10 protein-coding genes and 2 pseudogenes are annotated in these 11,509 nt (G+C 67.2%); 5 read left to right on the top strand and 7 right to left on the bottom strand.

Annotated features, from left to right (window positions below; translation table 11 throughout):
- Positions 1-739: SH3 domain-containing protein (locus M3I53_RS38290; protein WP_302057858.1), on the bottom strand; the 739-nt coding region annotated here is incomplete at its 3' end.
- 289 nt (positions 740-1,028) lie between these two features.
- On the opposite strand from M3I53_RS38290, the gene M3I53_RS26865 reads away from it, so the two are divergent.
- Positions 1,029-2,351 (top strand): TIGR00366 family protein, encoded by a 1,323-nt coding sequence (locus tag M3I53_RS26865; protein ID WP_254318894.1) that lies wholly within the window; start codon positions 1,029-1,031, stop codon positions 2,349-2,351.
- 33 nt (positions 2,352-2,384) lie between these two features.
- Here the strand turns inward: M3I53_RS26865 and M3I53_RS26860 are convergent, their stop codons facing one another.
- Together M3I53_RS26860 and M3I53_RS26855 are read right to left on the bottom strand one after the other, a co-directional pair.
- Positions 2,385-2,753 (bottom strand): DUF488 domain-containing protein, encoded by a 369-nt coding sequence (locus M3I53_RS26860; RefSeq protein ID WP_254318906.1) that lies wholly within the window; start codon positions 2,751-2,753, stop codon positions 2,385-2,387.
- Between the two features lie 42 nt (positions 2,754-2,795).
- Positions 2,796-3,395: pseudogene (locus M3I53_RS26855) on the bottom strand (uracil-DNA glycosylase family protein); the annotation flags it as partial.
- Between the two features lie 211 nt (positions 3,396-3,606).
- Here M3I53_RS26855 and M3I53_RS26850 point away from each other — a divergent pair.
- The 4 genes and pseudogenes from M3I53_RS26850 to M3I53_RS26835 form a co-directional block, all read left to right on the top strand.
- Entirely contained in the window at positions 3,607-4,665 is a 1,059-nt protein-coding gene (locus tag M3I53_RS26850) for a patatin-like phospholipase family protein (RefSeq protein ID WP_254318893.1), read from the top strand.
- Positions 4,662-6,149 (top strand): GntP family permease, encoded by a 1,488-nt coding sequence (locus tag M3I53_RS26845; protein ID WP_254318891.1) that lies wholly within the window; start codon positions 4,662-4,664, stop codon positions 6,147-6,149. The genes M3I53_RS26850 and M3I53_RS26845 overlap by 4 nt, the downstream gene beginning before the upstream one ends.
- 91 nt (positions 6,150-6,240) lie before the next feature.
- Positions 6,241-7,785: a hopanoid C-3 methylase HpnR gene (gene hpnR / locus M3I53_RS26840; RefSeq protein WP_254318890.1), complete on the top strand. Its 1,545-nt coding sequence runs from the start codon at positions 6,241-6,243 to the stop codon at positions 7,783-7,785.
- 65 nt (positions 7,786-7,850) lie between these two features.
- Positions 7,851-8,030, top strand: a pseudogene (locus M3I53_RS26835) (hypothetical protein); the annotation flags it as partial.
- 64 nt (positions 8,031-8,094) lie between these two features.
- Here the strand turns inward: M3I53_RS26835 and M3I53_RS26830 are convergent.
- The 4 genes from M3I53_RS26830 to M3I53_RS26815 form a co-directional block, all read right to left on the bottom strand.
- Positions 8,095-8,862, bottom strand: coding sequence for a DUF4410 domain-containing protein (locus M3I53_RS26830; protein WP_254318888.1), 768 nt, complete (start codon positions 8,860-8,862; stop codon positions 8,095-8,097).
- A gap of 228 nt (positions 8,863-9,090) precedes the next feature.
- Positions 9,091-10,449: an ATP-binding protein gene (locus M3I53_RS26825; protein WP_254318887.1), complete on the bottom strand. Its 1,359-nt coding sequence runs from the start codon at positions 10,447-10,449 to the stop codon at positions 9,091-9,093.
- A complete protein-coding gene (locus M3I53_RS26820) occupies positions 10,449-11,162 on the bottom strand; it encodes a response regulator (RefSeq protein WP_254318886.1) in 714 nt (237 codons plus the stop codon). The genes M3I53_RS26825 and M3I53_RS26820 overlap by 1 nt, the downstream gene beginning before the upstream one ends.
- Positions 11,163-11,178: 16 nt before the next feature.
- Positions 11,179-11,484: an EF-hand domain-containing protein gene (locus tag M3I53_RS26815; RefSeq protein ID WP_254318885.1), complete on the bottom strand. Its 306-nt coding sequence runs from the start codon at positions 11,482-11,484 to the stop codon at positions 11,179-11,181.
- Positions 11,485-11,509: the final 25 nt, after the last annotated feature.

Here is an 11,509-nt window from a genome sequence, read left to right as displayed (position 1 = left end):
CGCCACCACCACCAGGCCCGCCACCGCCGCCGCCGCCTTGCGGTCGATTACTTCCGCCGCCGGACGGCCGCCCACCGCCTTGCCCCTGGGGCCGGCCGCCGCCTTGACCAGGCGGACGGGCATTTCCTTGTCCCGGCGGCCGCGCGTTCCCTTGTCCGGGTGGTCGCGCGTTGTTATTGCCGTGGCCCGCGCCGGGTGGCCGGTTTCCCTGTCCGGCGTTGTTGCTGGGCGGCCGGTTCCCGCCGCCCTGGTTAGGCGGCCGCGCGCCGCTGGGCGGACGACCGACGGGCGGACGCGGCCGCACGGGAGGCGGCGGCATGGGCCGCGGCCCTGGATGGCGCGCCCAACGCGACTGATTGGAGTACCACGGCCGATCGCGATAGTGCAGGCCCCAGTACGCGCCGAGCGAGAACGTCACGATGGGTAGACCGATGCGCGGGCCATAGCTCATCACCGGCACACGCTGTCCTTGCCACGGATAGCTGATGAAGGTGCCGTAGACCCAGCCTCGCAGGCCCGGAAAGCCGATGTCGCACCAGCTAAAGCCGGCGACGCAGCCCCATACCGTCACTGCCACGCCACCCGGAATCTGGGCGACGATAGGAAAGTCGGCTGCGGGTCCTGCGTAGATGTTGACGGTCTGATTCGTGAATGCCTGCGACTGGGCGCGCGCGGGCGGAGAAGCCACGAATATGCCGGCTAGCGCGGCGAGCACGACACCGAGAAACTGCTTGCGCATTGCTGCCTCCAGCTGGGTGGAATCACCCGGACATTTATTGAGATAGCAACCATAACGGTAGCAGATAAGGCTTTTTGGGCGCTTCCAGGCATGTAACGGCTTATTTCGTGCGGGTGCGCGCGCACCGGTCAGGCGCGGCGTTCAGCGCGTTCAGCGCGTTAAGCACGTATTCGGCAAATTGCCGGCGGGGCGCACGCATTGTGCGGCGCTGTGCAAAAATCGCGGCCTCGGTTCGCAAAGAAGAAAACAGGCGGCCGATTTCGTATCAGCAGACGAGGAGCAGACCACCGTGATTCAGCGTATTTCCCATTTCTTTACCGGCGTAGTGCATCGGATCCTGCCGGACCCGCTCATCTTCGCCATTCTCCTCACCGTCGTGACCTTCGTGCTGGCGTTCGCGCTCACGCCGCAGCCGCCCGAAGCGCTCGTCTTGATGTGGGGTTCGGGCTTCTGGAATCTGCTCGCGTTCGCGATGCAGATGGTCCTGATTCTCGTGACCGGCCACGCGCTTGCAAGCTCCGGTCCGGTCAAGCGCATGCTGGTTGCGTTGGCGAGTTGCGCGCGCACGCCGGGCCAGGGCGTGATGCTGGTTGCATTCGTGGGTGCGATTGCCTGCGCGATCAACTGGGGCTTCGGGCTCGTGCTCGGCGCGATGTTCTCGCGCGAAGTGGCGCGGCGAGTACGCGGCGCGGACTACCGGCTGCTCGTCGCCGCCGCGTACACGGGCTTTCTCACGTGGCACGGCGGCCTGTCCGGCTCGGTGCCGCTCGTCGCGGCCACGAAGGGCAATCCCATGGAAAAGGCCGTCGGCCTGATCCCGGTCTCGCACACCATCTTCACGGGCTATAACGCGTTCATCACGCTCGGACTGATCGTGCTGCTGCCGATTCTCGTGCGTCTCATGATGCCGAAGCCCGAAGATGTCGTCTCGGTCGACCCCGCGCTGCTCGAAGATCCGCCGAGCGTCGAGCGCAAGCTCGGGCCCGATGCGACCTTCGCCGAGCGCATCGAGGAAAGCCGCGCGCTCTCGCTGCTGGTGGCGGCGCTGTGCTTCGTGTTCCTCGGCTTCCGGTTTCACACGAAGGGTTTCGCGCTCGACATCGACACCGTGAACCTCGTGTTCCTCGCGACGGGCCTCGTGCTGCACAAAACGCCGATGGCCTACGCGCGCGCCGTGGCCGGCGCCGCGAAGGGCGCCTCGGGCATCATGATCCAGTTCCCGTTCTACGCGGGCATTCAGGCACTCATGGACCACTCGGGTCTGGCGGGCGTCATCACGAAGTGGTTCGTCGATATCGCGAACGTGCACACCTTTCCGCTGCTGGTGTTTCTCAGCTCGGCGGTGATCAACTTCGCGGTGCCTTCGGGCGGCGGCCACTGGGTCGTGCAGGGGCCGTTCGTGATGCCGGCGGCGCAGGCGCTGGGCGCGGACCTCGGCAAATCGGCGATGGCGATTGCTTACGGCGAGGCGTGGACCAACATGGCGCAGCCGTTCTGGGCGTTGCCCGCACTCGCGATCGCGGGCCTGGGCGTGCGCGACATCATGGGTTACTGCGTGACCACGCTGCTGTTCTCGGGTGTGGTATTCGTCGCGGGGATGTATCTCTTCTGAGCGTGAAACGGGCGGCGCGCGAGCGCCGTCCGCTCATTTGTGCCCGGCGTGCTTCGCCAGATAGTCGCGCAGCACGATCGCGTGATTGCGCTGCGTGTCATGTGAGCCATAGAGCAGGGTGATGTGCCCGTTCCCGGCCGCTTCGGCGAGCGGCCGCCAGGCGTCGGGATTGGCGGCCAGCTCGGCCAGATAGCGCTTTTTGAATTCGGTCCACTGTTCCGGGTCCTTGTGGAACCATTGGCGCAGTTCGGTGCTCGGCGCCACTTCCTTCAGCCACTCCACGTTCGCGAGCTTTTCCTTGCTCAGGCCGCGCGGCCACAGCCGGTCGACCAGATAGCAGTGGTGTCCGTTCTCGGGCAGCGGATCGTAGACACGCTGGACATCGATTGCCGGTTTCGTCATCGTCGGCTCCGTTTTAGGGGTTTGCGCGTGGCGGCCTCCGGATGCCAGCAGCGCTTGCACGCGCTCCTGCAGCGCGGGCAGCACGTCGAGTTCGAACCACGGGTGGCGCTTGAACCATGCCTGATTGCGTGGCGACGGATGCGGCAGCGGCACGAAATTGGGTGCGTAGTCGCGCCAGGCCGCCACCGTTTCGGTGAGCGAGTCGCGGCGCTCGCTGCCCAGAAAATAGCGCTGGGCATACTGGCCGACGAGCAGGGTCAGGCGCACGCCGCGCAACTGCTTGACGAGCCGCGCGTGCCATAGCGGGGCGCATTCCGGGCGCGGCGGGTTGTCTCCGCCGCCGCCGCGGCCGGGGTAGCAAAAGCCCATCGGCACGAGCGCGACCTGGGCGGCGTCGTAGAACGTCTCGCTGTCGATGCCGAGCCACGTGCGCAGCCGTTTGCCGCTCGCGTCGTCCCACGGCACGCCCGAGGCGTGGACCTTCGCCCCCGGCGCCTGGCCGACGATCAGCAGGCTTGCCGTATCGCTCGCCTGCAGCACGGGGCGCGGCCCGAGCGGCAGCGCGTCGGCGCAGGCATGGCAGGCGCGGATTTCGGCGAGCAGCCCGGGAAGCGGGCCCGAGAGCGAAAGCGGCCCCCGCAGCGGATGAGCATTCGACACGGCAAGGCGGGAAAGCGTGACGGGAGAGCCAGTCTACCAAACGCCCTGGTGCGCCGCTGCGACCGCCCCGCGTCGTGCCAGTTGCAGTGCGATTCCAGCGCACTTGAACCCGATGGCGCGCTGCGTCATTCTCGTGCGGCCGTTTGCGCTTTTCCTGTAATCTCGCCCGTGGTCTGTCTGCAACGGAGCCGCGATGCCTGCCGAAGCCGAGACGTCAACCCGCACGACCCGCACCGAGCCCTTGCTCGTCGATCTCGCGCTGCAAGGCGGGGGCTCCCATGGCGCATACACATGGGGCGTGCTGGACCGCCTGCTCGAAGAGCCGTGGCTTCAGATCGAAGGCATTTCGGGTACCTCGGCGGGCGCGATGAACGCCGCCGTGCTCGCGAGCGGCCATGCGCGCGACGGCGCGGCCGGCGCGCGCGAGGCGCTCGAGCGCTTCTGGCGCCGCGTGTCCGACGCCGCGCGCTTCAGCCCGTTGCGGCGCGGCCCCGTCGACATCCTGCTCGGCCGCTGGACGCTCGATCATTCGCCCGTGTTCGTCGCGCTCGACATGATGGCGCGCGTTGTCTCCCCGTACGACCTGAATCCGGGGCGCGTGAACCCGTTGCGCACGATTCTCGCCGACACCATCGACTTCGACGCGTTGCGCCGCTCGCGCATCAAGCTCTTCGTCACGGCCACGCGCGTCTCCAACGGCCAGGCGCGCGTGTTCCGCAACGCCGACCTCACACCCGACGCGCTGCTCGCCTCGGCCTGCCTGCCGACGCTCTTTCAGGCCGTCGAGATAGACGGCGAAGCCTACTGGGACGGCGGTTACGCGGGCAATCCCACGATTACGCCGCTGATTCGCGAGACCGATTCGATCGATACGATCCTCGTGCAGGTGAACCCCGTGGAACGCGCGGGCACGCCGCGTTCGGCGCGCGACATCATCAACCGCGTGAACGAGATCGCGTTCAATTCGCCGCTCATCAAGGAACTGCGCATGATGGCGCTGCTGCACAAGGTCGCCGACGCGGGCAGCGAGGAGGGCCGCCGCTGGGCGCATATGCGCCTGCATCGCGTGCATAGCGCGAAGCTCGTTACGCTGGGCGCGTCGTCGAAGCTCAACGCCGAATGGTCGTTCATCACGATGCTGCGCGACGAAGGCCGTCGCGCAGCCGATGAATTCCTCGCGCAGCACGGCGCGCAACTCGGCGACGCGTCCACGTTCAATTTCGAAGCGCTGCTCGAAGGGGTACTGCAATGAGTGCGGGCACACTCGTTATCGGCCTCGGAGGCATGCTCGCGAGTCTCGCGCTCCTGATCTGGCTCGCGTATCGCGGCTGGAGCGTGCTGTTGCTCGCGCCGCTGTGCGCCATGCTGGCCGCGCTCATTTCCGGCGAGCCGGTGCTCGCGCATTGGACGCAAACATTCATGTCGAGCACGGGCCGATTTCTCGCCCAGTTCTTTCCGCTCTTTCTGCTCGGTTCGCTGTTCGGCAAGCTGATGGAAGACAGCGGCTCGGTGGATGCCGTGGCGCGCCTCATGATCGACAAGTTAGGCACGCGCCACGCACTCGTGGCCGTGGTGCTGGGCGGCGCGCTCGTCACCTATGGTGGCGTGAGCCTGTTCGTCGCGTTCTTCGTGCTCGCCCCCATGGCGCAGGCGCTCTTTCGCTCCGCCGATATCCCGCGCCGCCTGATGCCCGCTGCGATCATGCTCGGCACGGCGACCTTCACGATGTCGGCGCTGCCCGGCACGCCCGCGCTGCAAAACGCCATTCCCATGCCGTTCTTCGGCACGACGCCGTTCGCCGCGCCGGGCCTTGGCGTGATCGCGAGCCTCGTGATGGCGGGCTTCGGCCTCTGGTGGCTCGGGCGCGCGGCGGCGGCGGCGCGGCGCAACGGCGAGGGCTTTGTCGAGCCCGACAACGGCGGCGCCGATGACGAAGATCGCGCCAAGTCCTCGCTCGTGCGCGAGCGCGCGAGCCTCGCCCAAGCCTTCGATCCCGCCGAGATCGGCGGCGCGGCTGTACCGGACCACGCGGGGCCGCCGTCGCCCTTCGCCGCGCTCGCGCCGCTCGTGGTCGTCGTGGCGATGAACTTCGTGATGAACGTCGTGGTGTTCCCGCGCATCGACGCCTCGTATCTCGCCGAACCGCGCTGGGGTGCGACCACGCTTTCGGCGGTGGCGGGCGTGTGGGGTGTCTCGGTCGCGCTTGCGCTCGGCATCATCGTGCTGGTGGCGCTCAATCGCGGGCGGCTCGGCGCGCTGCGCGAAAGCGTCGATGCGGGCGCCAACGCGTCGGTGTTGCCGGTGCTGAGCGTGGGCAGCCTCGTGGGCTACGGCGCCGTGATCGCCGCATTGCCCGCGTTCGGGGCCGTGCGCGACTGGGTGCTCGGCATCGGCGGCGGCCCGCTCGTCTCGCTTGCCGTGGCCACGAACCTGCTCGCCGGGCTCACGGGCTCGGCCTCGGGCGGGTTGACCATCGCGCTCGACGCGCTCGGCGGCACCTACATGCAACTCGCCGCCCAGCACGGCATCGATCCCGCGCTGCTGCACCGCGTGGCCGTGATGTCGTCGGGCACGCTCGACAGCCTGCCGCACAACGGCGCCGTGGTCACGCTGCTGGCCGTGTGTGGCTCGACGCATCGCGAAAGCTACCGCGACCTCGTGGTAGTGAGCATCGTCGGCGCGCTCATCGCGCTCGCCGTGGTAATCGTACTTGGGTCGCTGTTCGGCAGTTTCTGAACGTCGTTCCTGCGCGAGCCGCGCCGCGGGGCAGCGATCCGCCAACGCGCGTAGACTCTCGCGAAGCAGCGGCCCTTCGCAAGGAGGCTTCATGAAATTGCTTGCTGTCCACCCGAGCGGACTGATGTACACGCGCGTGTTCCTGCGGCTCGAGCCGCTGGGTCTCGAATCCGTGGCCGGCACGGCGCGCGAGGCGGGCCATGAGGTGCGCCTCCTCGATCTACAGGTCGAGACACACCGCGACCTCATGCGCATGGTGCGCGACTGGCAGCCCGAAGCGCTCTGCTTTTCGGGCAACTATCTGGCCAACATTCCCGAGATCATCGACCTTTCGAAGGCCGTGAAGGCCGCGCTGCCCTCGTGTTTCGTCTTCGTGGGGGGGCACAGCGTGTCGTTCACCGCGCCCGATCTGCTGCGCCATGCGCAAGGCGCGATCGACTGTGTGTTGCGCGGCGAGGGTGAAGCTTCGGTCAACGAACTGCTCGAAGCGGTGTCGCGCGGCGCCGACCTGCTCGCCGTGCCCGGCGTCGTGACGAGCCACGGATCGGGGCCGTCGCCACGCTTCGTCGAGAATCTCGATCCGGTGCGGCCCGCGCGCGACCTGCTGCGCCATCGCCGCAAGTATTTCATCGGCACGCTCGATCCTTGCGCTTCCATTGAATTCGCGCGCGGCTGCCCGTGGGACTGCACGTTCTGCAGCGCGTGGACGTTCTACGGACGCAGCTACCGCACGCGCAGTCCCGAGGTTGTGGTGGACGAACTGGCGGCGCTGCGCGAGCCGGGCGTGTTCATCGTCGACGATGTGGCATTCGTGCACGCCGAACACGGCATGGCGATCGGCGAGGCGATCAAGCGGCGCGGCATCGATAAGCAGTACTACCTGGAAACGCGTGGCGACGTGCTTCTGCGCAACAAGGAGGTATTCCGCCTGTGGCAGTCGATTGGTCTGAAGTACATGTTCCTCGGTCTGGAGGCGATCGACGAGGAGGGGCTCAAGGCGTTTCGCAAGCGGATCAGCCTTGACAAGAATTTCGAGGCGCTCGAATTCGCGCGTTCGTTGGGGATCACCGTCGCGATCAATCTGATTGCCGATCCGGACTGGGACCGCGAACGCTTCAAGACGATCCGCCAGTGGTGCCTCGAGATTCCCGAAATCGTCAATATCAGCGTGAATACGCCGTATCCTGGCACGGAGAACTGGCAGCGCGAGGCGCGGCGCCTCACGAGCCTCGACTATCGCCTGTATGACATTCAGCACGCCGTCGTGCCGACGAAGCTTCCGCTGCCCGAGTTCTACGCGGAACTCGTGCGCACGCAGCAGGTGCTCAATCGCAAGCACATGGGCTGGACCGCGCTGCGTGGCGCGGCGGGGCAGGCCACGCATCTGCTGTTGCACGGCCAGACCAATTTCGTGCGGATGCTGTGGCGCTTCAACTCGGTGTTCGATCCGCGTCTGCAGATGGCCGATCACGCGCGCGAAGTCCGCTACGAGATGACGCCGCCGCCCGGCATGAGCGGCGCGCCGCAGGTCGATATGAAAACCGTCTACATTCACGGTCCCTCCGGCCGCAAGGGCCGCAAGATCGACGACGCGACGGAGAAGTTCGTCGACGAGACGCGCATGGGTCTCGGCTGATTTTTCGGCCGGCGCCGTCTTGACGCATATCGGTTGCGCACGCGTCCTGCCGTCGAGGTTGGACGCGCGGCGCCGAATAGCCCGCTGAGCACAACGTCGGCCGTCTCTACGATGCGAAGCCTGCGCTGAAGTCGTTTTACGAAACGCTCGATCCGTGCAACTGCTTCAATCCCGGCATCGGCCATACGTCGAACTTCGCGCGATATCGTGAGCCGCAGGCGCAGCGCGAACCGCAGGCGCATTAAACAAAAAGACGGCGGCGGTATCGAACCGTCGCCGCAAAGGGCACGAACCCGCGCGCTGCCCGCATCAGCTCTTCGTCGTGGCTGCCATCCAGCCGTTCTGCGTGCTGATCTGCGTGATTTCCTTGGCGACCGAGCGGGCCAGCTTGCCGGCATCCGACGAGAGCGTGTCGCGCTTCGCCTCCGAGGCGCCGTGCAGACCGCCGCCCACCACCGCCGCTGTCGCCACATGGCCGGCCGCCGCGCCCACGCCCGCCGTCTCGGCCATGCCGGGCATATGGCCGCTATCCGCCTTCGTCTGGAAGCTCAGGAGAGGTTGCGGTTCGCCGCCGTTGGCGGGCTGGAACAGCACCGCGATCGTCGCGCCCACTTCGCTCTTGCCCGCGCCGAGACCAATCAGCATGCGGCGGCGGCTGCTGCCCGCGTCCATCGTGTCGATGCGGCCTTCCACGATCAGCGCGTTGCGGCCGGCCGGTGCGGGACCGTCCATGCGCACGGCGGGCAGGCCCATTTTCTGAAGTTCGCTCACGAGCTGATCGGCGAGATGCTCGCGCGTTTGCAGCGCGGCCTGCTGTTGCTGCTGCGCCGACGACTCGCCGCTCGTCATCGTCTTGAGCTTGTGCAGCATGCCGGTGCTGTCGAGCTTCACCTGGTCGGCGGCGGCGTCGAACGTGTAGACGTAGACGACGTCGGCGTGCAGTTGCGGAAGCGGCCCGTTCGTCTGCGCGACCGGCGCCGCCGACGCGCAGCCGCTCGCGAACAGCGCGCCGGCGAGGAACGTGGTGCCCGCGATGCGCTTGGCCTTGTTGACGAGGAAGTTGATGATCGTTTGCATGTCGATGTCCTTTTGCCTGAAAGAGTGTCTCGTGTCTGCCGATACTCGCAACTTATTCAGGATGGCGAACTATCGACTATGGTGCTTCGGCGTCTGGGCTCCGGTTTGTTCCGCTCCGTTGCTCAGGCTCAGGCGCAAGTATGGGGGGAAGGGCGCGCGAAATCCACGCGCAAATTATGTCGAGTCATGTCATGCGCGCGCCGCCGGCGGCGTGCCGTTCTGACTCGATTAGGGACGGTTCAGCGGCAGGCGTACGACGGCTTCGAGGCCGCCGCCTTCGCGGTCGCGGAACGTGAGCGAGCCGCCGTGCAGCCGCGCGATCCGCTCGACGATGGCAAGCCCGAGGCCCGAGCCGCCCGAATGCGTGCGGGCGTTCGCGCCGCGGCTGAACGGCGATTTGAGGCGCTCCAGTTTCTCGGCGCGGATGCCGTTGCCGCGGTCGGCAACGATCACGCAGGCTGTATCGCCATCGCGCCAGGTGCGAATCGTCAGACCTGTGCGTCCATAGTTCACGGCGTTCTGCATGAGATTCATCAGCAGACGCATAACGGCGATGGGACGGAACGCGAACACCGGCAACTCGCCTTCGTCGAAGTCGAATTCATGGCCGAGCCCCGCGAAGTCGGCAACGAGCTGGCCTGCGAGTGCGTTGAGGTCGCCCGCTTGCGGCGCTTCGCGCTCGCCGCTGCCGGCGTAGTCCATGAACTGCTGGAGGATCGTGTCGATCTGGTCCAGATAGCTCTCGGACGAGGCCACGAGTGCATCGTTGCTGCCGCGCGGCAGGGCCATCGCGATCGCGAGGCGCAGTTTCGTGAGCGGCGTGCGGATGTCGTGCGAGACGCCGGCCAGCATCAGCGCGCGCGTGGCCTCGGCCTGCTTCAGCGCTTCGGTCATCTGGTTGAAGGCGCGGCTCACCTGGGCGATTTCGGTCGGGCCGTCGGTCGGCAGCGGCGGCGGCGTTTCGCCTGCGCTCACGCGCCGCGCCGCGCGCGCGAGCTTGCGCAGCGGCCGGTTGATGTGGCGCTGCAACAGGTAGCCGGTGAGCGCGGCGAGCAGCGCGAGCGCGGCGGAGAGGATCAACGCCGTGGTGATGCCGCTCGCGCGTGCGTCGGCGGTCACCGGCAGGGCGATCCAGACCGGTTCGCCCGCTGCGTGAAGGCGGATCCACAGCCGCTCCTGCGGGGCTTCGCCATCCGCTGCGGGTTCGGTTTCGTCGGGCCTCGCGTCCCAGCGCACTGGCAGGTCGGCCGGCAGATGACGTTGAAGGGCTTCGATGAACACGTCGCGCTGCCAGGTGCGGAAAAAGTCGAGGAGGCTCGGATGCGTCTCACCAGATGCCTGTGGCGGCGCCGCACTGCGCGCATCGAACCGCGCGGCCGCCGCGCGCCCTTCGTTGGGCGGCATGGATGCGAGCGTGGCATCGAGAAGCTTGACGTAATCGGCGAAGATGATCGAGGCGCGCTCGATGCGAGGGCGCTGAACGTAGTGCAGCAGGACCGCGAGCGAGCAGATCTGCGAGAGCGCGACGAGCGCCACCAGCAGCGCGATGTTGCGCGAGAGGAGCGAGCGCGGCAGGCGCAAGCGCATTACGCTTCGACGCCGGCCACCAGCATGTAGCCGATGCCCCAGACGGTCTTGATGAAGCGCGGCTTGGCGGGGTCGTCCTCGACGATCTGGCGCAGGCGCAGGATCTGCACGTCCACGCTGCGGTCGAGCGCGCTGTGGTCGCGCCCGCGCGCGCGGGCGAGCAAATTCTCGCGGCTCACGGCGCGGTTCGGCGACGAGCCGAGCGCGTGAAGCAGCAGCATCTGCGCCGAGTGGACCTCGACGGGCGCGCCGTCGCGGTAAAGCGTTTGTTTGCCAACGTCGAACTGAAAGTCCCCGAAACGCAGCAATTGCGAGGTGACCGTGGGCTCGCCCGAGGCCATCTTCTGGCGGCGCAGGAGGGCGCGAATGCGCGCTACCAGTTCGTCGGGAAGAAACGGCTTGGCGAGGTAGTCGTCGGCGCCGGTTTCGAGGCCGATCACCTTGTCGGCGGCATCGCCCTTGGCGGTGAGCATGAGGATCGGCAGCGTCTGGCCTTCGGCGCGCAGGCGGCGGCATACCGTGAGGCCGTCTTCGGGCTCCATCATGAGATCGAGCACGAGGAGGTCGTAGGGCTCACGCTGGAGCAGGCGGTCGAGGCGCTTGCCGTCGGCAACGGCGCGCACCTCGAAACCCTGGCTCGCGAGAAAGCGCTGCAGCATGTTGCGCAGCTCGGCTTCGTCGTCGAGCACGATGATCCTGTTTGCCTGCTCCATGTGACGCCTCCGGCGTTCATCGGGCTGCTGCGCGCGCTCGCATGAAGTCCTCGATCTGCGCGAGGGTGACGAAGCCGGCCTTCTGCGCGTCGATTTCGTCGAAGTGCTGCGCGACCTTCGGCATACCCGCCTGCGCCTGCTCACGCGTGAGCTTGCCGTCGTGCGTCGTGTTCGCGGCGGCGAAACGCCCTTGCAGCTGCGCCATCATGCGTTCGACGCGGGCGCTGTCGCCTGAGCCGCCTGGCAAGGCCTGAGCCGATGCCGGCACGCAAACCGCTGCTGAAACGATACACAAAACGAGGGCAGCAATCATCTTCTTCATGGTGTTCTCCGTGAGGTGGCCGACG

The organism is Paraburkholderia sp. CNPSo 3272, assembly GCF_024206495.1.
GTDB lineage: Bacteria > Pseudomonadota > Gammaproteobacteria > Burkholderiales > Burkholderiaceae > Paraburkholderia.
This window is presented reverse-complemented; position numbering and strand designations above follow the sequence as displayed.